This is a genomic window from Bradyrhizobium australafricanum (genome assembly GCF_020329495.1).
GTDB lineage: Bacteria > Pseudomonadota > Alphaproteobacteria > Rhizobiales > Xanthobacteraceae > Bradyrhizobium > Bradyrhizobium australafricanum.
Genome location: NZ_JAGKJL010000003.1, coordinates 124,438 through 143,451, shown reverse-complemented (window position 1 = coordinate 143,451; position 19,014 = coordinate 124,438). Strand labels below are relative to the sequence as shown.

Below are 19,014 nucleotides of genomic sequence, written 5' to 3'. Positions count from 1 at the left end.
GCCCTGCGGGCTTCGCCGGACACCACGCTTCGCCCTCCAGGCTCCTGCGCGGCTGCGCCACGCGTAGCCCGAAGGGCGAAGCGTGGTGGAGCCAGGCGGGATCGAACCGCCGACCTCGTCATTGCGAACGACGCGCTCTCCCAGCTGAGCTATGGCCCCATCGCGGCCGGGTGTTGCTGAGTATCCCGGCCGTCAGTCGGGCGCCATTTACAGTCCCGCCCAAGGTCAAGTCAAGAACGGTGAAAGCGCGGTTTTCGGCCCGTCCCGCCGGGAACTTCCCTTGTTTGCGGGGGGATGAACCGATATCTAGGGCGTGATCCCGACCCGGCGGACCGCGCGAGCGCCCAGCGCATAGCGGTTTTCCGAAACGATCCCGCTCAAACAAGAAGCGCGATGGCGGCTCAGTCCGGTCTCGTTGCGCCTCAATCGGTTGTCTTACCCGCGAGCCCCCCTCATATGCGCGCTGTTCTCGACATCGTCATCATCATCCTCGACCTCTATGTCTGGCTGCTGATCGCCTCCGCCATCCTGTCCTGGCTGGTCGCCTTCAATGTGGTCAACACGCGCAACCAGTTCGTTTCCGCGGTGGCCGAGTTCCTCTACCGGATCACCGAGCCGGTGCTGCGACCGATCCGCAACGTGATGCCGAATCTGGGCGGGCTCGATATCTCGCCGATCATCGTGATCCTGATCATCATGTTCATCCAGCGGGTGATCGCCTATTACATCTATCCCAACGTGATCTGACCCTTTCTCGACGGGGCCTTGATGGATCCGTGGCGCTATTCCGCCGAGGGCATCAGCATCGCGCTGCGCGTGACGCCGCGCGGCGGCCGCGACGACATCGACGGGATCGAGACGCTGGCCAACGGCCGTTCGGTGGTGAAGGTGCGGGTGCGCGCCGTCGCCGAGGGCGGCGAGGCCAACCGTGCGGTGACTGAGCTGCTGGCCAAGGCGCTCGGCGTGCCGAAGGCCAGGGTTAAGCTGCTGTCCGGGGCCACCTCGCGGCTCAAGCAGGTCGCGGTGGACGGCGATCCGAAAGGGCTCGGCGATACATTGAGGAAGCTGACGGCGGCCAAGCCGAACCAGCAGACAAGGGACTGACATGACTGCCCGCATCATCGACGGAAAAGCCATCGCCGCCGAGCTTCGCGCCCGCGTCGCCGACGAGGTCGCCCGTGTCAAGCGCGACCATGCGCTCACGCCGGGGCTCGCCGTCGTGCTGGTCGGCCATGATCCCGCGAGCGAGGTCTATGTCCGCAGCAAGCACACCCAGACCCAGGCCGCCGGCATGGCCTCGTTCGAGCACAAGCTGCCGGAGGATGTGTCGCAGGCCGATCTGCTGGCGCTGATCGCGCGGCTCAACCGCGATCCGATGGTGCATGGCATCCTGGTGCAGCTGCCGCTGCCGAAGTCGCTGCACACCGAGACCATCATCAACGCGATCGATCCGGCCAAGGACGTCGATGGCCTGCACCCCAACAATGCCGGCCGGCTCGCCGGAGGCCTGGCCGCGCTGTCGCCCTGCACGCCGCTCGGCTGCATCATCCTGACCAAGAGCGTGCACGCCTCGCTGGAGGGCATGAACGCGATCGTGATCGGCCGCTCCAATCTGGTCGGTCGTCCGCTGGTGCAATTGCTGCTGAACGAGAACGCGACGGTGACGATCGCGCATTCGCGCTCGCGCGATCTGCCAAGGCTCTGCGCCCAGGCCGATCTGGTCTATGCCGCGGTCGGCCGGCCCGAGATGGTGCGGGGCGACTGGCTGAAGCCGGGCGCGACGGTGATCGATGTCGGCATCAACCGCATTCCGGTGCCCGGCGGCAAGCCGAAGCTGGTCGGCGATGTCGCGTTCCAGGAAGCCCTCAATGTCGCCGGCGCAATCACGCCGGTGCCCGGCGGCGTCGGGCAGATGACGGTGGCGTGCCTCCTGGTCAACACGCTGCGCGCCGCCTGCGCGATTGCCGGCCTGCCGGCGCCGGCGGTGTGAAATGCTCCCTCGCCCCGCTCTTGCGGGGAGAGGGTTGGGGTGAGGAGCCCCCTCTCCGAGGTGGGATTGTCGAGAGACCTGTACCCCCTCACCCGGATCGCATTCCGCTCCGCTACATGCGATCCGACCTCTCCCCGCAAGCGGGGCGAGGTTAGTCACTTCTTCTTCGCGCGCTCGATGCCTTCGAGGATCAGCCTGCGGGCTTCGTCGGCGTCGCCCCAGCGCAGCACCTTCACCCACTTGCCCTTCTCGAGGTCCTTGTAGTGCTCGAAGAAGTGCTGGATCTGCTGCAGCGTGATGTCGGGCAGGTCGCTGTAGTTCTGCACCTTGTCGTAGCGCTGGGTCAGCTTCGATGACGGCACCGCGATGATCTTCTCGTCGCCGCCGGCCTCGTCCTCCATCAGGAGCACGCCGACCACGCGGACGCTCATCACCGCGCCCGGCACGATCGCGCGGGTGTTGACGATCAGCACGTCGCAGGGATCGCCGTCGCCGGACAGCGTGTGCGGGATGAAGCCGTAATTGCCGGGATAGCGCATCGGCGTGTAGAGGAAGCGGTCCACCACGAGCGTGCCGGCTTCCTTGTCCATTTCGTACTTGATTGGCTCGCCGCCGACGGCAACCTCGATGATGACGTTGACGTCGTGGGGCGGATTTTTTCCGATCGATATGGCGTCGATACGCATGGATTGCTCCGCGTGGCCTCTGGAAGTTGAGAATGATGTGATTTTTTGGTTGGCGCCGCCGGGCCGCGAAACGGCTCCCGGCCCGGCCTTGAGACCGGGCTGGCCGACGCGCGCAGCGCTGGAGGCTGGTTTAGCCTTGCTGCAGCTGCGAGAGAAGCAGGATTTTCAGTTGGCCCAGGCGAAAGCGACCTTGTCGAGCGATTTGGGTCCGAACCGCTCCGAGGAGCGCGCCACCATCCGGCCGCCCAGCGCACGGTAAAACTCGGTCGCCGGCTCGTTGTCGGAGAGTGCCCAGATCACCATGCTCTTGAGGCCGCTCTGCATCAGGTCGCGGCGAGCGGAGGCGAACAGGCGCCGGCCGAAGCCAAGCCCCTGGAATTCCGGCCGCAGATAGAGCTCGTAGATCTCGCCTTCGAAATGCAGGCTGCGGGCGCGGTTGCGGCCGTAATTGGCGTAGCCTGCGATCCGGTCGCCGAATACGAGCACGCTGACGCGGCTGCCCTTGCGGATGGCGCTGTCCCACCACTGCGGGCCGCGGCGATTGATCAGCTTTTCGAGTTCGGCGCCGGGGATGATTCCCTGATACGCCGAGCGCCAGGCTTCGTCATGGGTAGACGCCACCGCCGCCGCGTCTGCAGCTTTGGCCGGCCGGACCTCGATTAGCGTTGTGCTCATGCCTGCAATCAAAGCAAGTCGGCGGGCCGCCTTCAAGGTCCATCGTTAATTATCGGTTAATCTGTGGATTTTTTGCATCAGTGTCGTGAGAACATGTTCCGAAAGAGGACACTTGCCGGAGTTCAAGCGGCCAACCGCCGATCCGGAGCTGTGCAAAGCGTGGATCGCGAGCGCAGTATGACACTGCCATAGTTGGAAAAAGCTCATTCGGGGGCTGATTCGCGGCCAGGATTCTGCGGGCGAATCCAGACGCGATGTGGGTACTCCGACCGCGCCACGCCTGCGCCGCCGCAGTGGATTTTCGCGCCCGACCGGCCTATGGCAGCGGCGGTATTTGTGCGCGCCGAAGTTGGCCTGATTACGAGCGGACTGCGATGACGCTCTACTTCCTGATCAAATATCTTCACGTGCTCGGCGCCATCGTGATCCTGGGCACCGGGACCGGCATCGCCTTCTTCATGCTGATGGCACATCGCACGCAGGATGCGGCGTTCATCGCGCGCACGGCGGCAATCGTGGTGATCGCGGACATGATCTTCACGCTGAGCGCCGTGCTGCTGCAGCCGGTGAGCGGCGGGCTGCTGATGCTGCTGTCGGCAACCAGCATCACCGAGCGCTGGCTCGCGGTTTCGCTTGCGCTCTACGCGCTCGCCGGCGTGTTCTGGGTTCCCGTGGTCTTCATGCAGATGGAGATGCGCGACCTCGCGCAGGCTGCCGTCGAAAAAGGTCTTCCGCTGCCGCCGCGCTATTTTGCGCTGTTTCGCCGCTGGTTCCTGTTCGGTATTCCCGGCTTCGGCTCCGTGATGATCATCCTCTGGCTGATGATCGCGAAACCATTTTAGCGCAGTGTCGTCGTTCCGGGGCGATGCGAAGCATCGAACCGCAGATGCGCAATTGCGCATCGGGGAATCTCGAGATTCCGGGTTCGCTTCGCGCCCCGGAATGACGCCAAATAGTCTGGGGCCTCATGAGTGACGACGCATCACACAACATCCTCGTGCTCGGCGCGTCGGGCCTGATCGGACGCGCCATCACCGACGATCTGAGGGCGCGCGGCTTTCACGTGATCGGGGTCGCGCGGCACTTCACGCCGGCGCAAAAGATGAGCGCGGCCGACCTCGAGTTGCCTGTCATGTCGATGGATGCCGCGGCGCTGACGCAGCTGCTTCGCACGCACCAGGTGGACATCGTCGTGAACTGCCTCGGCGTGCTGCAGGATGGTCCGGGCAGCGACACAAGCGCGGTGCATCGCGACCTCGTCGCGCGGCTGTTGCAGGCGATCGGTGACAGCCACCGCGCCATCCGTCTCGTCCACATCTCGATTCCCGGTACGGCCGAGGCGGACCGCACCGCCTTCAGCACCACCAAGCGCGAGGCCGAACGGCTGATCGTGGCATCCGGCATCCCCCATGCGATCCTGCGTCCGGGCTTCGTCATCGCGCCGTCGGCCTATGGCGGCAGCGCCATGCTGCGCGCGCTGGCGGCGCTGCCGGTCGATCTGCCGGCCGAGGAGGCTGCGACGCCGTTCCAGCCGGTCGCAGTCGAGGATATCGCCGCCACCATCGCCTGGCTTGCGGCGCGCGATGTCGCCGATGAAGCGGTGCGATCGGTGACATGGGACCTGATGCAGGAGCAGCCGATTTCGCTCGGCGGCGTCATCGCCCAGTTCCGCCGGTCGTTCGGCACGGCAAAGCATCTCCGCATCGCGACGCCGCCGGTCCTGATCGATCTCGGCGCCCGCCTCGGCGATCTCGCGAGCCGGCTCGGCTGGATGTCGCCGCTGCGCTCCACCGCGATCGCCGAACTGCGCCGCGGCGTCACCGGCGATCCCGCAGGCTGGATGCAAGCGACCGGCATCGTGCCGAAGACAATCGCGCAAGCGGTCGGCGGGGGCCCCGCGACCATTCAGGACAAATGGTTCGCGCGGTTGTTCCTGATCAAGGCGCTGATCTTCGTAAGCCTCGTGCTGTTCTGGGTCGCGTCCGGCTTCATCGCGCTGGTGATCTCCTATGACGCCGCGGCAGGCATTTTGCGTGCGCACCATTTCCCGCCGGCTTTGGTCGGGCCGGTGACGGTGTTGACCAGCCTGATGGACATGAGCATCGGGGTGCTGATCGCGATCCGCCGCACCGCGGCGTTCGGTCTGATCGCAGGCATCGTCGCCTCGCTCGGCTACATGGTGGGATCGGCGATCCTGACGCCGGATCTCTGGATCGAGCCGCTCGGCGCGCTGGTGAAGACGGGACCTGCGATCGTGCTGATGCTGGTCGCGCTGTTGATGCTGGATAACCGGTAGCGTTTTCGAGCGAAGTGGGAACCGGTTCGCGTGAAGAAAACGCGTTGAGGGAATCGAGATGAGCACTTGGCCCGACGACGACGTGATTCTCTATGACGGCGTCTGCATCTTCTGCTCGCGCTGGGTCCGCTTCGTCATCGCCCGCGACACGGCACGCCGCTTTCGCTTCACGCCGATCCAGTCCGGCTACGGCACGCGGCTGGCGAAGAGCTTCGGCATCGATCCTGACGACCCCGACACCAACGCCGTCGTCCATGGCGGCGTCGCCTACATGAAATCCGACGCGGCGCTGACGGTGCTGAGCCATCTGCCCGGCTGGCGCTGGACCCGCACGCTGTTCGCGGTCCCCAAGCCGCTGCGCGACGCCGTCTACAGCCTCATCGCCCGCAACCGCTATCGCATCTTCGGGAAGTACGAGACGTGCTTCGTACCGGATGCGGATATGCGGGCGAGGGTGCTGGAGTAGCAAATCACAGCTTATAGCTGTATTATGTCGTTTTCATTTTGGATGAGAGCGACTATGCCTGCTTCATTGTTGATGGTTGCGGTGGACTGGTACGGCCCCTTCGGGACGCTTGCGGCTGCAAAGCTACGTGGAGAAGAGTCCGACGTTGGCGAATTTCTCTACCTTGCCTATGAACCTGGCGACCACGGGAAAAAATCGTACGTAGGCCTTTCTTCCAATATTACTGGACGGCTCAGTCTCAATCACCACGTTTTGGGAACATGGCCGGACAATACCTTTGAGTTATGGATTGGAATCATCGCGTCTCAGTCTGAGCCGGGACGAAGGCCAGCTGATAGTCCTGTGTACCATTCAAGTGCGTTGAATTTTGCAGAGCACATGCTTGCGTATTTCGTCCAGACTTCCGAAAACGTTCGCAAAAGGCGCGAGCCTCCCAGCCGGAGCGGGGCCGTTTTCAATAGGTGGTATTATCCATTTCCTCCTTGGAAGCGACGTACCCAAAGGGCTCATCCCAACTGGCCAGATATGATCGAATTCGAGCGTGAAGATCGGTTCGCACGGAGCATCTGGTTTGGACCTAAAATAGACCGATACCAGAACGAAGAAATTGATGAACTAAGAAGAAAGGATGCTTGAGACGCGCTCAAGCTAATTGCGGACTGCCACCACTTCCTTCGCCGCCCGCTCTCCGCTGTCCCGCGCGCCGTGCGCGGTCGAGAAAAACTCCGGCGAAGTCGCTTCGCCGGCGAAGAACAGCCGGCCGTCGACCGGCGCGGCCAGCACGGCGCGCTTGTCCGCGTGGCCGGGCAGTGCGTGCGAGTAGGAGCCGCGGGCGAACGGGTCGTGGGCCCAGCGGGATTCGCTGAGCGGCTTCAGCTTGCGGCGGAAATCATTGCCGAGGAAGGAGACGATCTCGTCGATGCTGTGCGCGGCGATCGCGCCGTCGCCGCCATCTTCAAGCTGTTGCGCAAAACGGCCGCCGAAGAAACCTTCGATGCAGGGCTGGCCGAACGGGCGGATGTGATAGGTGCCCATCTCGGTGCGCATGGTGGCGCCGCGCAGATTGCCTTCCTTCGGCAGGGCCTCGGGCTCGGCGAGCGCCAGCGTCACCTTGTCGGCAAGGCCGAGCGGCAGGCCGCGCGCGGCGTCGAGCTTGTCCGGCAGCGCAGGTAAAAAGCTGATCGCCTGATCGGCGATCAGATTGGTCGGCACGGTGACGATCACCTTGTCCGCCTCAAGCACGCCGCGCGAGGTCTCGATGCGGATGCGCTTGCCGGAGTGATCGATCAGCCTGACCTCGCAGTTCAGCGCGACCGGCACCTGCGCGCCATAGGCCGCGACCAGCGCGCCATAGCCGCGCCGCACCCGCCAATTGATGTCGGTGTCCTCATAGGCGTCGACGTCGAGGATCGAGACCTGGTCGAGCTCGCAACCGTTCACATAAGTGGAGATCGCATCGATCATCGGGTTCCAGCGGTTGCCGGGCTCGAGGTACAGGCTGGCCGGGCAGTCCTTGCCGTGCTGTGCGGCCTGCTCGATGCGGTCGTAGAATTGGTCGAGTGCGTGCGTGAAGTCGTCGCGAGCGGCCTGCGGGAACGCCTCGCCGTAGGCGCGCTCGCGCCACGGCGGCAAGTCCTTGTTGAGCTCGAAGTTGAGTTGCCGGGCGATGCCGACAAAGCTGTTCCGGTCGGCCGAGTGCAGCCAGCCGCAGCCGACGTCGAACACCACGTCAGGCGCGGCCTGAATCGTGTGCGCGCGGCCGCCGAGGCGGTCGCGGGCTTCCAGCACGATCGTGGAGAGGCCGGAGTCCTTCAGCGCATTCGCGGCACCGAGGCCTGCGGCGCCGGCGCCGATGATGGCAACATCGATCGTGGAGGGAAGGGAAGTCATGTCCCGGCTCTAGCACGTCCGCCGCCGGGCCTGAAGCCGCCACATGCATGACTGTCATCACCCGCGCAGGCGAAGGCGGGTGATCCAGTATTCCAGAGACAGCGATGATTGAGCCGATGAGCCGCGGCGTACTGGATGCCCCGGTCGAGCCGGGGCATGACAGTTTCTATGTGGGACCGCTTAAGCGACCGCTTCCTTGGCCTTTTCAGCGCGCTTGCGGTCGTTCGGGTCGAGGTGCTTCTTGCGCAGCCGGATCGACTTCGGCGTCACCTCGACGAGCTCGTCGTCCTCGATATAGGCGAGCGCCTTTTCCAGCGTCATCCGGATCGGCGGCGTCAGGCGCACCGCCTCGTCCTTCGAGGTGGTGCGGATGTTGGTGAGCTGCTTGCCCTTCAGCACGTTGATCTCGAGGTCGTTGTCGCGGGTGTGCTCGCCGACGATCATGCCCTTGTAGACCTTCCAGCCCGGCTCGATCATCATCGGGCCGCGGTCTTCCAGCTTGAACATCGCATAGGCCACCGCTTCGCCCTGGTCGTTGGAGATCAGCACGCCGTTGCGGCGGCCCTGGATCTCGCCCTTGTAGGCGGCATAGCCGTGGAAGATGCGGTTCATGATCGCGGTGCCGCGGGTGTCGGTGAGCAGTTCGCCCTGGTAGCCGATCAGGCCGCGGGTCGGCGCGTAGAACACCAGCCGCAGGCGGTTGCCGCCGGACGGGCGCATCTCGATCATCTCGGCCTTGCGCTCGCTCATCTTCTGCACGACGACGCCGGAATGCTCCTCGTCGACGTCGATCACGACTTCCTCGATCGGCTCCTGCCAGGCGCCGGTCGCCTCGTCCTTCTGCAGCACGACGCGCGGGCGCGACACCGAGAGCTCAAAGCCCTCGCGGCGCATGGTCTCGATCAGGATCGCAAGCTGCAATTCGCCGCGTCCGGAGACTTCCATGGAATCCTTGTCGGCGGCCTCGACGACGCGCAGCGCGACATTGCCCTCGGCCTCGCGCATCAGGCGGTCGCGGATCATGCGCGAGGTCACCTTGTCGCCTTCGGTGCCGGCGAGCGGCGAGTTGTTGACGATGAACGACATCGACACCGTCGGCGGATCGATCGGCTGCGCCGGCAACGGCGTCTCGACGGTGGGATCGCAGAAGGTGTCGGCAACGGTGCCCTTGGTGAGGCCCGCGATCGCGACGATGTCGCCGGCCTCGGCCTCCTCGAGCGGGGTGCGCTCAAGGCCGCGGAAGGCGAGGATCTTGGTCAGGCGGCCGCTCTCGATCAGCTTGCCGTCGGCGGACAGCACCTTGACCTGCTGGTTCGGCTTGATCGAGCCCGAAGAGATGCGGCCGGTGATGATGCGGCCGAGATAGGGGTTGGCCTCGAGGATGGTGCCGATCATGCGGAACGGACCTTCCTCGACCTTCGGCGGCTCGACGTGGCGCACGATCAGGTCGAACAGCGGCTGCATGCCGAGATCCTTCGGACCCTCCGGGCTCTCCGCCATCCAGCCCTGCTTGGCCGACCCGTACAAGATCGGGAAGTCGAGCTGCTCCTCGCTAGCGTCGAGCGCGGCGAACAGGTCGAACACCTCGTTGATGACTTCGGTCGGGCGTGCGTCGGGACGGTCGACCTTGTTGATCACGACGATCGGCTTCAGCCCGATCTTGAGCGCCTTCGACACCACGAACTTGGTCTGCGGCAGCGGACCCTCGGCGGCGTCGACCAGCACCAGCGCGCCGTCCACCATGTTGAGGATGCGCTCGACCTCACCGCCGAAGTCGGCATGGCCGGGGGTGTCGACGATGTTGACGCGGATGTCCTTCCACTGCACCGAGGCGGCCTTGGCCAGGATGGTGATGCCGCGCTCGCGCTCCAGGTCGTTGGAGTCCATGGCGCGCTCGGTGACCTTCTGGTTCTCGCGGAAGGTGCCGGATTGCTGCAGCAGGCGGTCGACGAGGGTGGTCTTGCCGTGGTCGACGTGGGCGATGATGGCGACGTTGCGAAGGTTCATGGCTCTTCTTCTGGTCGTGCAATGGTCAGATGCGCGATCTCGCCGGACCAGTTTGGCCGGCCGCTCGCTCGCGTGGCCCATTCGGGCCCGGATCACGCTCATACCCAAGAAATTTGACGGGGACGCATCACCCCAAAAAGGAAGCCCGGTCAGAGGACCGGGCACCTTGCGCGTTGCGGCGCAATATAGTCAGAAAACGCCAAAAAACAATGATTTATTGGCTGTTTGGAGGGCTGATTTTGGTTCCAAAGGCGGGTTTTGAGGGGCTTTCAGGTCTTACTTCCGGGTAATCGCGAACACGATCAGGCCAAGCCCGCCCAGCGCCACCAACATCACGAACATGGTGATGGGGTCGCCGCCGGCCCCGGCGCCCATCTTGGCGTTGAGAATGGCGCACAGGACCCCCGGGATCAGCAGGATCACCCCCACCACCAGCATGAGGGCGGTCAGGCAGCCGTTGCGCTGCCCGGGTTCCGGAGGCCTCGGAGGCCTGTATGGCGGGGGTGTGTCGGAATTGCTCACGGGATTTGCCGATCTAGCGCTCTCGCGGACGCGTCGCCAACCAGACCAGCCAGCCACCAACGAGGGCGATCGCGAGAATGACGAGCACGATAGGGAGGTCGGCCGCTCTGAACGATATGCCGGATTTGAGGCCAGCCATCACGACGCATAAGGCCGGAAGCAACAACACGATGCCGACCAGCAGCATCAGCATCGACAGGCAGCCTTCCGCGGCAGAAGGCGGCATCGATGATCGTTCCGGGGGCGGCTCGTCGGTGTCGGACATGCGTCGTCGAATGGCCCGTCAGCGCCTTCCCGTGATCGCGGCGCGGATCAGCATCACGCCGGCGAAGCAGACCGCGAGCCCGAGCAGGATCAGGAAGAGAATGGAGGGATCGGTTTTCGACTCGCTCAGGACGCCGAACCCGAACAGCAGGGCGCAGAGCCCCGGCAGCAGCAGGACCAGCCCGAACAGCACCATGAACGCGGTGGCGCAGCCGCTGCGTGGCGACGGCGGCGGCGGGACGTATTTGTAGGGTGGCTCCGATGGTGCAGGCGGGATGGGCGGTGGATTGGTCTCGCTCATCGCGGCACCTCCTCGCCTTGCCGGGCTTCACGGTAGGTCTGGCCGGCCAGCGCGGCGCGGATGCCGTCGATCTTTCCGTCACGGTAGAACAGATTATAGGTGTCGAACGGGATGATCGCGCCGCTCTCGGTGACGAAGTGGATGCAGCTTCGCTTGACGTTGCCGACGCAGAAATTGAAGCGGTCGAGAAACTGCACGATGGTGACGCGGAACACGTTCTCGTAGGTCAGCCCCTCCGGCACCTCGAAGCTCGGGAGACAGCACAGCAATTCGCAGACCCGCTCCGAGGTGTTCAGCGGCCCCGACGACAGCGAGAACAGGTCGATAAACTTCTCCCGCAACACCGGATATTTCTCGGGGCTGATGGTGTTGGGCATCACGGCGATGAGCTGCTCCTGCGGGATCAGCGACGTCAGCGGCAACACCTTGTCGCCGTTGCGCAGGCCATAGCCGATCGAGATGCTCTCGGGATTGCAGGGCAACGGGATCATGTCGTCAGCGCCGAACACCCCGGTCTCGATCACGCGCCGTCGGATCTCCGACAGCATGATGCGGTCGGTGTCCTTGTTGAAATGCTCGTTGCGGCCGGCGTCCTGCACCGGCTGCAGCGTGACGCCGCGGACGCACTTCCAGGTCAGCGCGTGACGGACGATGTCGCCGATCTCGCCGTCGTTGATGCCGCGCTTGATGGTCGCGACCAGCGTGGTCGAGACGCCCTCGCGCTCGAGACTCTCCAGTGCCTGTTGGCGGATTTTTCGCAAATCCGCGCCGCGCAGATTGACCAGCGCCTCGCGCTGCAGCGAATCGAACTGCAGATAGACCTCAAGCCCGCGCTTGTTCTCGGCGAGCTTCGCCACGAAGTCGGGCTCGCGCGCGATCCTGAGGCCGTTGGTGTTGATCATGACATGGCGGATCGGGCGCGCGCGCACCGCATCCAGAATGGCGAAGAAATCCGGATGCAGCGTCGGCTCGCCGCCGGAGATCTGCACCAGGTCGGGCTCGCCCTCGCTCGCCACCAGCGCGTCCAGCATTTTCTCGATCTTTGCCAGCGGCGTGAAGCTCGAGCGTGCCGGCGAGGAATCCGCAAAGCACACCGGGCAGGTTAAATTGCAATGCTCGGTGATCTCGATCAGTGCCAGGCAGGAGTGCTGCTCGTGGTCGGGGCACAGCCCGCAATCATAGGGGCAGCCGAATTCGGTGTGGCGCTGGAACGCGAGCGGCCGGTCGCCGGGCTTGATGAAATCCTTGCACAGCCGCCAGTAGGCCGCGTCCGTCGAGACCAGCGTCGACTGCACGCCATGCCGCTTGCAGCGCTTCTCGTACCAGACCTCGTTGCCTGATATCTGGATCTTGGTCGGCACCAGGGCCAGGCAGGTTTCGCAGAGCGACTGGGTCTGGCCCCAGAAGATGTAAGGGCGTGCCTTACGCAGCGGCGCGTTCATGCTTCAAGCTCACATTCGGCGCCGTCGCCAGCATAACGGCGGCGTAAATCATGACAAACAGCGACAGCAGGTGAAACAGCGAGAATGGTCCGATCAGCGCGCCATAGGGCTTGATGAATTCCCACAGGAAGCGCTGCAGCCCGTAGTAGAACAGCACGAGGTAGAATCCGTTGGTGATGACGGCGGCATTTCGGTTCAACACGGCCCAGACATAGAATGCCGCGAACGCCGCCATCGCCAGGCTCTCGTAGAGCTGCACCGGATGACGCGGCACGCCGTCGCCGAAATCATGGCCCCAGGGCAGCGTGGTCGGCGTGCCATAGGTGAAATCCTCGAGCCCCGCGAAATAGCAGCCGAGACGGCCGACCGCGACGCCGATCGCAAGCGGCAGCGCGAACCGCGCGCCGGTGCGCAGCGAAATCCCGTGTCGCCATTTGTAGAGCTCGATCGCGACGATGCCGCCGGCCAGCGCGCCCTCGACCGAGCGGGCGACGCCGGACATGCCGGAGAACCACAGGTTCAGCGTGCCGAAGATGTAGGCGCCGATGCCGGCGCCGAACACCAGCGCGGCGATGTAGGGCAGCTCGAAGGATTGCCGGGGGAATTGCAGCCCGCGCCGGCGCGACAGCCACCACATGGCGAGCGCGGCCGCGCCCCATGCTGCAACGTCGAAGACGGCGTGAAGTTCAGCCCCACTCATGAGGCGAGTGTAGCGTGATTTTCGCGGTCCGCGATAGCGGCTTCCCGATTGCAATGGCGGGGCGAGGTTATCAACCGTCCTCATGGGAGCGGCGGGCCGATGGACCACGCCGGCGACGCCGGCCCGCGCAAAACGACAAAGGCTGTAACCGCGCCAGAACGGATATAGCCGATGTTACGGCGTCCATCCGAAGCGCTATATCCGAACTGACGGCTGGGCTTTCGACCCTCCCAGGATGACATTCTGTCCGGAGTGCAAAACCCGTCCCGATTGCGCGGAGCGATTGCGATGAGGAAGGCTACGATGGATTTTTCGCGGATGTCGGATGGGATCCGGCTGCATCACGCCTCTCATCGCCACGATGGGCATGATGGTGACGACGAGCCGGACCCGGCACCGAGCAGCCCGTTTGCAGGGCTCGATGCGCATCCCGTGACCGCGAATTCCCCGCCTTATGACTCTGGCCCGGGCCAATCCGACCATCCCACCGCGTCGGGGGTCGGCACGGGCGGCCACGTCGGCAACCACACTGCGGCGAGCCTGGATGCTTCGGCAACGAAGCCTGCTGCCGGCGCATCCCATTCGGCGACGGGCATCGCTTCGATCGAGAGCGGGGCGAACACCGCCGGGAACGGCGGAGATGGTTACTTCTACGGAGGTATCATTCACGCATCCCTGTTGATCTATGAACCGATCAACATTTCGGTGAGTTTGGGATACGGCTCGGCCGCCGTGGCCAACCAGTCCAACGATTTGAATGTCGATCAATCCGCCTTTCAGATGGCCGGCGTCGGCGGACATGGTGGGAATGACAACCTTGCATCGGGAGGCAGCATCAGTGCTTCCCTGGGCCCCGGCGTGATCGGGAGCGGCGACAACGGCGCCGGAAACGGCGGCAGCGGCCATTTCTCGGGTGCGTCGGTGGACGCTCCCGTGGTGATCTATCATCCGATCAATATTGCGGTGGCGAGCTCAGGCGGCACGGCCCATGCAAGTCAATCGAACACAGTCGACATCGATCAATCGGCCACGCAGATCGCGGGTGTCGGCGGAAGTGGCGGAAATGGCAATGTGGCCTTCGGCGGCAGCATCATCACGCTCGACCCCAGTTGGGGATCAAGCAACGGAGGAAGCGTCTGGGACGTTCAAACGGGCGGGAGTCAGGCCGGCAATGGCGGCGACGGCGCGTTCTACGGGAGTCTCGTGCATTCCTCGATCTTGGTGTACGACCCGATCAACATCGCAGTCGCGGGCTATGGCTCCAACGTTCATTCAGTCCAGACGAATGACGCCGACGTGGATCAATCCGTAGTTCAGATCGTCGCCATGGGCGGGCACGGCGGCAATGGCAACGCCGCGACGGGCGGCCATGCAAGCCTTCTTTCCCACGGCTTGTGGGGCGGTTCCGACACGATTGCGACCGGCTCGAACGGCGCAGGCAACGGCGGCAACGGCTATTTTGCCGGCAGCCTGATCGATGTCAGCGTCGCGATCTATGCACCCATCAATATCGCAATCGCGGGGCCCCATTCGACGGCCGTGGCCGATCAGGTCAACAACGTGCACATCGACCAGAGTGCGGTCCAGATTGCCGGACTTGGTGGGGACGGCGGCTACGGCAATCTCGCGCTGGGTGGCGATCTTTCCGCCCATCTTCTGTCCGATCTTCACCTGCTGGCATAGCGAAGCATCGCGCCGCTCGCGCAGGCCGGTCGCAAGGTAGCGGACTCCCTGCGCATGCAAATCTCGCGCAGAGTCGTCCTCCCCGATGTTTCGAGCTCCGATGTTGCGCGACGAATGTCATACTTTCGTACGTAGGTCGACCAACCCGGATGGTGTCCGATTTGACATCTATCGGCAGCGCGCATCGCCGGATCAGACTCGCCCGTGTGCGTCCGCCTGATCGGGATGGATGATGCACGACAGCCAACACAAGGACGGAGGCTCAAATGTTGCCCAAGGCGATCAGCATCTCGGATTCGATCGAATTCAAATCGATCAACACCGGTGGTCAAAGTGTCGGAAATGGCGGCGACGGTACCTTCAAGGGAGCTATCATCAGCAAGCCGACCCTCAACTTCGATCCAACCAACAAGGCAGAAGGTGCCGATGTGCATGTGAACACCGGCGACCACGTCACTCAGACGGCAGATTGGGACGCCGGCGGCGCGAACGCGACGGCCTCGGTGTTTGCGAAGGCCCATGGCGGAAGCGCCGAATCGAACGGAAGCCAGAAATCCTACAGCGGCCACGATACCTCCAAGGTATATGCCAATACGGATGCCACCCAGATCAACAAGCTCTCGGTGGACCAGCACCAGGATGTCCTGGCTGGCATCGGCGGCAATGGCGGAGACGGCAACGCCGCGCTGGGTGGAGAAGTGAGCTTCCACCTCGATACATTCTGACCATCGGCTCGTCCGACCGTGGCGGGACCGGCGGCCATTGCTGCCGGTCCTGCAGTTCAAGCCGATGCCCTGCCGATGCGCTTCTTGGCAGATCGCGTTGGCTGTCGGGCAAGTGCGCCGGACTTCGATTTCAGGCGGTGACGATCATGCTGATGCCGCCCATACGGTTGCCTGTCCTGCCGCAGATCTCGACGCCACTGCACGCGGCCCTTTGGTCCTGTGCGGGACCGCTTGGTCTCGTATTCGGGTATAGCTGCAGCTACAACCTGCTTTTGTTTGCGCCCTCCATCTACCTTCTTCAGATCTACGACAGGGTGTTGTCGAGCCGGAGCGGCGACACACTGCTCCTGCTCACGCTCATTGTCGCGATCACGGTCGTGGTCGGCGGCGTGTTCGATGCCTTGCGGCGCGCTGTCCTGGGTCGCCTTGGCGCCTGGCTCGACGATCGGCTCCGTCCTTGCGTGCTTTCGGCCAGCCTCGAATCCGCGTTTCGCAGCGATTGGACGCGGGCGTCGGACGCCTGTCGGGATCTCACCGTGCTGCGCCAGTTCATCGATTCCGGCGCATGTCCGATGCTGTTCGACGCACTCTGGGCGCCCCTGTTTCTCCTGGTCCTCTTTCTCATCCATCCCCTGCTTGGCGTAGTAGGCGCCTGCTGTGTGGCTTTCCTCTTCGCTCTCACGGTTGCCGGAGATCTGGTTACCGAGGACGTTCTGCTCAGATCCGGCGCCGCGTTGTCCAGAAGCTATGGCCGCCTCCAGGCCGCCGCAGGCAACATCCACATGATCCGCGCCATGGGAATGCTCGATAGCGCTGCGCGCACGATCTATCATGACGCGCGGGAGGCACGCAGAGAGCACGATGTGGCAATCCGGCGAAGCGAGATCGTGATGCTGGTCACCAAGCCGGTCCGCGCGCTGTCGCAGGTGTTGATAATGGGGGCTGCCGCGTGGCTTGTCCTCGATCACGGAAAGAGTCCGGCGATCATTTTTGCTTCGACACTGATGTTCAGCCGCGCGCTCGCGCCGGTCGAAAGTGCGATCGCAGGCTGGAAGTCACTCAGGACGGCCGTGAGTGCCTGTCAGCGGCTCGGTGCGGTTCTCGCCGCGTCCGCCGCCGCCGCCGGACGGCAGGATCCGGAGGTTTCGCAGCGGCAGGCGTCGAGCGGTCTCGTTGTCGACAACGTCGGCGTGAGGCTATCGGGGACCAACCACGTTCTGCTGAATGGTGTATCGTTCACGCTCGCGAGCGGAGAATGCCTTGGCATTATCGGTGCGTCCGGGTCAGGCAAGTCGCTGCTTGGCCAGGTGATTGCCGGGCTGTCGACGCCAACTCATGGCTGTGTCCTGCTCGACAATACCGACGTCTCGCTGCTTCGCGAGGGCCTAAGCGGTCACCGTCTCGGTTATCTCCCCCAGGACATCGACCTGCTCGGCGATACGATAGGCGATATCATCGCACGGCTTGATGATGCCGATCGGCGGAAGGTCGTGGAAGCGGCCAAGCTGGTCGGAATTCATGAGGCGATCATGCGCCTGCCGAACGGGTACGACACGGTGATTCACCGTGAAAAATCCTTCTCGCGCGGATATCGGCAGCGCCTCGGTCTTGCCCGGGCCTTTTTCGGCGGTCCACGCCTGATCGTTCTCGATGAACCGAATGCCAGTCTCGATTACGGGGGCGAGCGAATGCTGCTGGACGCTATCGAGCGCATGAAGCTCGCCGGTGTCATCCTGGTCGTCGTCACTCATCGTATGGGTCTCCTCGCAGCCACAGACAAGATTGCCATTATGGAAGAGGGGGCGGTCGTCGCTTTCGGCGACAGCGAGGAAATCTTTGAGCGGCACCTGAACCGACCCCAGGTTACATCGCGGATCGCGCCATGATCCGCAATCCTCTCGTCATCTGGAAGCTTTCCACGATATCAAGGCTACCCACGATCTGGGACCGGCTCGTGCGAACGCCGGCAAGCCCCCCGCGCGCCGGACGACTCGGAGTCGTGGTTACCGCGATCGACGATTTCGAGCCGCTCGAATATCCATGGTGTGCGACCCCGACACCCATCTCTCCGCGTAGACGGCTTCGCGGTATCACCCTGGCGGGCAACCTGCTGGTGCTCTGCTTCATGCTGGGGCTTGGCACATGGGCGTGCCTCGCGCCTCTCGAGAGCGCCGCGATCGCTTCCGGCGTCGTGGAATCGGAATCGAGCCGCAAGACGATTCAGCATTTGGAAGGCGGGATCGTCAGGAAGATCCTGGTTGCGGACGGCGATATCGTGCGAAGCGGACAGACGCTGATCGCGCTGGACGACACCCGGCCCGGTTCGGAGGTGCAAAGCCTTCAAGGCCAGTTGTGGGATGCAATTGCTCGTGCCGCACGGCTTCAGGCCGAGCAGCAGAACTTTGAGAGCATCGCAACCCCGAGCGCGCTGGAGCAGGACAGCAAGCGAAATGGGGTGGCCGCCGCCGCGGTGTCGGCGCAGCAGTTCATTTTTCAGGCGCGCCGGCAGGTTCATGAGTCGCAGCTTGCGGTCATTCGCGAACGGAGGCTCCAAGTCGAGAGGGAGATCGAAGGTCTCAAGGCTCAGCAGAACGCCACCGGGCAGCGGATCGACATCGTCCGGGAAGAACTGGATATGGTCACGACGCTCGTGAACAAGGGACTCGAACGGCGGCCGCGGCTTCTGAACCTGCAACGTGAACTGGCCGACGTTGAGGGTCGCCGCGGCGAGATCACCGCGCAGATTTCTCGCGCCGGGCAGGTCATCAGCGAGCAGCAGGCCACATTGTTCAAGCTCGAGAGCGATAGGCAGAACGAGATCGCACAGTCGCTTCGAGAAGCACAGAACCAGATATTCCAGCTCCGCGAGCGGTTGCTTGCGGCCAGGGATCAGCTGTCGCGAACGGAGGTGAAGGCGCCTGAGGACGGCGTGATAACCGACTTGCGGATTCATACAGCGGGCGGCGTCATCGGGGCGGGTGCTCCGCTCATGGAGCTGGTGCCGCGGCAAGACCGCCTCATCGTGACCGCCCGCCTGAGGCCCGAGGATATTGATGTGGTTCATCCCGGCCTCAATGCCGAGGTGCATCTCGTGCCGTACAATCAGCGTCGCGTACCGCGCCTGAAGGGAATCGTCGTGCACGTATCGGCAGACCGGCTACTCGACAAGCGTACCGACCAGCCATACTACGCGACCAAGATCCGGATCGACGACGCGCAGATCGCCGCAAACGACTTCCAGATCGTCCCCGGTATGCCGGTTCAAGTGTTCATCACCACGGGGCGCGGTACCGTCGCACTTTACGCGCTCAGGCCCCTGCTCGACAGCTTCCGCGGTGCATTCAGAGAGGATTGATCCCGCTCAGGG

General features: G+C 63.9%; 20 protein-coding genes and 1 tRNA gene. 11 read left to right on the top strand and 10 right to left on the bottom strand.

The features are described from left to right. Positions 1-83: 83 nt before the first annotated feature. A tRNA-Ala gene (locus J6525_RS04180) sits at positions 84-159 on the bottom strand. Between the two features lie 297 nt (positions 160-456). Here J6525_RS04180 and J6525_RS04175 point away from each other — a divergent pair. Genes J6525_RS04175 through folD form a run of 3 tightly spaced genes read left to right on the top strand, consistent with a single transcriptional unit; the run spans position 457 to position 1,990 of the window. Beyond that, the gene (locus tag J6525_RS04175) at positions 457-747 is read left to right on the top strand and encodes a YggT family protein (RefSeq protein WP_016847252.1); all 291 of its coding nucleotides are present in this window, start codon (positions 457-459) and stop codon (positions 745-747) included. A gap of 21 nt (positions 748-768) precedes the next feature. Then, positions 769-1,104 carry a DUF167 domain-containing protein gene (locus J6525_RS04170; RefSeq protein WP_225642279.1) on the top strand — a complete coding sequence of 112 codons (336 nt, stop codon included), beginning with the start codon at positions 769-771 and terminating at the stop codon, positions 1,102-1,104. A 1-nt stretch (position 1,105) separates the two neighbouring features. Then, entirely contained in the window at positions 1,106-1,990 is an 885-nt protein-coding gene (folD, locus tag J6525_RS04165; protein ID WP_225642277.1) for a bifunctional methylenetetrahydrofolate dehydrogenase/methenyltetrahydrofolate cyclohydrolase FolD, read from the top strand. Between the two features lie 155 nt (positions 1,991-2,145). On the opposite strand, the gene ppa is transcribed toward folD, so the two are convergent. Continuing rightward, positions 2,146-2,676 (bottom strand): inorganic diphosphatase, encoded by a 531-nt coding sequence (gene ppa, locus J6525_RS04160; protein WP_028337382.1) that lies wholly within the window; start codon positions 2,674-2,676, stop codon positions 2,146-2,148. 165 nt (positions 2,677-2,841) lie between these two features. Next, a complete protein-coding gene (locus J6525_RS04155) occupies positions 2,842-3,351 on the bottom strand; it encodes a GNAT family N-acetyltransferase (RefSeq protein WP_016847248.1) in 510 nt (169 codons plus the stop codon). 374 nt (positions 3,352-3,725) lie between these two features. Here J6525_RS04155 and J6525_RS04150 point away from each other — a divergent pair, with 374 nt between their 5' ends. The 4 genes from J6525_RS04150 to J6525_RS04135 all read left to right on the top strand — a co-directional run bounded on the left by J6525_RS04150 (position 3,726) and on the right by J6525_RS04135 (position 6,749). Next, positions 3,726-4,193: a DUF2269 family protein gene (locus tag J6525_RS04150; RefSeq protein WP_225642275.1), complete on the top strand. Its 468-nt coding sequence runs from the start codon at positions 3,726-3,728 to the stop codon at positions 4,191-4,193. Between the two features lie 125 nt (positions 4,194-4,318). Then, positions 4,319-5,647 (top strand): SDR family oxidoreductase, encoded by a 1,329-nt coding sequence (locus tag J6525_RS04145; protein WP_225642273.1) that lies wholly within the window; start codon positions 4,319-4,321, stop codon positions 5,645-5,647. Between the two features lie 58 nt (positions 5,648-5,705). Beyond that, complete coding sequence (locus J6525_RS04140) at positions 5,706-6,113, top strand: thiol-disulfide oxidoreductase DCC family protein (protein ID WP_092087810.1); 408 nt, start codon at positions 5,706-5,708, stop codon at positions 6,111-6,113. 54 nt (positions 6,114-6,167) lie between these two features. Next, the gene (locus J6525_RS04135; RefSeq protein ID WP_225642271.1) at positions 6,168-6,749 is read left to right on the top strand and encodes a hypothetical protein; all 582 of its coding nucleotides are present in this window, start codon (positions 6,168-6,170) and stop codon (positions 6,747-6,749) included. A gap of 12 nt (positions 6,750-6,761) precedes the next feature. Here the strand turns inward: J6525_RS04135 and J6525_RS04130 are convergent, their stop codons facing one another. From J6525_RS04130 to J6525_RS04100, 7 genes are all read right to left on the bottom strand, one after another. Then, positions 6,762-8,003 (bottom strand): flavin monoamine oxidase family protein, encoded by a 1,242-nt coding sequence (locus J6525_RS04130; protein ID WP_225642269.1) that lies wholly within the window; start codon positions 8,001-8,003, stop codon positions 6,762-6,764. 180 nt (positions 8,004-8,183) lie between these two features. Beyond that, a complete protein-coding gene (typA, locus tag J6525_RS04125) occupies positions 8,184-10,010 on the bottom strand; it encodes a translational GTPase TypA (RefSeq protein WP_016847242.1) in 1,827 nt (608 codons plus the stop codon). A gap of 276 nt (positions 10,011-10,286) precedes the next feature. Beyond that, positions 10,287-10,448: a hypothetical protein gene (locus J6525_RS04120; protein ID WP_225642267.1), complete on the bottom strand. Its 162-nt coding sequence runs from the start codon at positions 10,446-10,448 to the stop codon at positions 10,287-10,289. A 97-nt stretch (positions 10,449-10,545) separates the two neighbouring features. Continuing rightward, positions 10,546-10,797: a hypothetical protein gene (locus J6525_RS04115; protein ID WP_225642266.1), complete on the bottom strand. Its 252-nt coding sequence runs from the start codon at positions 10,795-10,797 to the stop codon at positions 10,546-10,548. 18 nt (positions 10,798-10,815) lie between these two features. Continuing rightward, positions 10,816-11,097 (bottom strand): hypothetical protein, encoded by a 282-nt coding sequence (locus J6525_RS04110; protein WP_225642264.1) that lies wholly within the window; start codon positions 11,095-11,097, stop codon positions 10,816-10,818. Continuing rightward, on the bottom strand, positions 11,094-12,539 hold the full coding sequence (locus J6525_RS04105; protein ID WP_225642262.1) for a radical SAM protein: 1,446 nt from the start codon (positions 12,537-12,539) through the stop codon (positions 11,094-11,096). The genes J6525_RS04110 and J6525_RS04105 overlap by 4 nt, the downstream gene beginning before the upstream one ends. Then, positions 12,520-13,239 carry a prolipoprotein diacylglyceryl transferase gene (locus J6525_RS04100; protein ID WP_225642260.1) on the bottom strand — a complete coding sequence of 240 codons (720 nt, stop codon included), beginning with the start codon at positions 13,237-13,239 and terminating at the stop codon, positions 12,520-12,522. The genes J6525_RS04105 and J6525_RS04100 overlap by 20 nt, the downstream gene beginning before the upstream one ends. A gap of 303 nt (positions 13,240-13,542) precedes the next feature. Here J6525_RS04100 and J6525_RS04095 point away from each other — a divergent pair, with 303 nt between their 5' ends. The 4 genes from J6525_RS04095 to J6525_RS04080 all read left to right on the top strand — a co-directional run bounded on the left by J6525_RS04095 (position 13,543) and on the right by J6525_RS04080 (position 19,002). After that, entirely contained in the window at positions 13,543-14,922 is a 1,380-nt protein-coding gene (locus J6525_RS04095) for a hypothetical protein (RefSeq protein ID WP_225642258.1), read from the top strand. 266 nt (positions 14,923-15,188) lie between these two features. Beyond that, positions 15,189-15,647 carry a hypothetical protein gene (locus J6525_RS04090; RefSeq protein ID WP_225163137.1) on the top strand — a complete coding sequence of 153 codons (459 nt, stop codon included), beginning with the start codon at positions 15,189-15,191 and terminating at the stop codon, positions 15,645-15,647. A gap of 146 nt (positions 15,648-15,793) precedes the next feature. Continuing rightward, a complete protein-coding gene (locus J6525_RS04085; RefSeq protein WP_225642256.1) occupies positions 15,794-17,533 on the top strand; it encodes a type I secretion system permease/ATPase in 1,740 nt (579 codons plus the stop codon). Continuing rightward, entirely contained in the window at positions 17,530-19,002 is a 1,473-nt protein-coding gene (locus tag J6525_RS04080) for an HlyD family type I secretion periplasmic adaptor subunit (protein WP_225642254.1), read from the top strand. Before J6525_RS04085 ends, J6525_RS04080 begins: the two co-directional genes overlap by 4 nt. Positions 19,003-19,014: the final 12 nt, after the last annotated feature.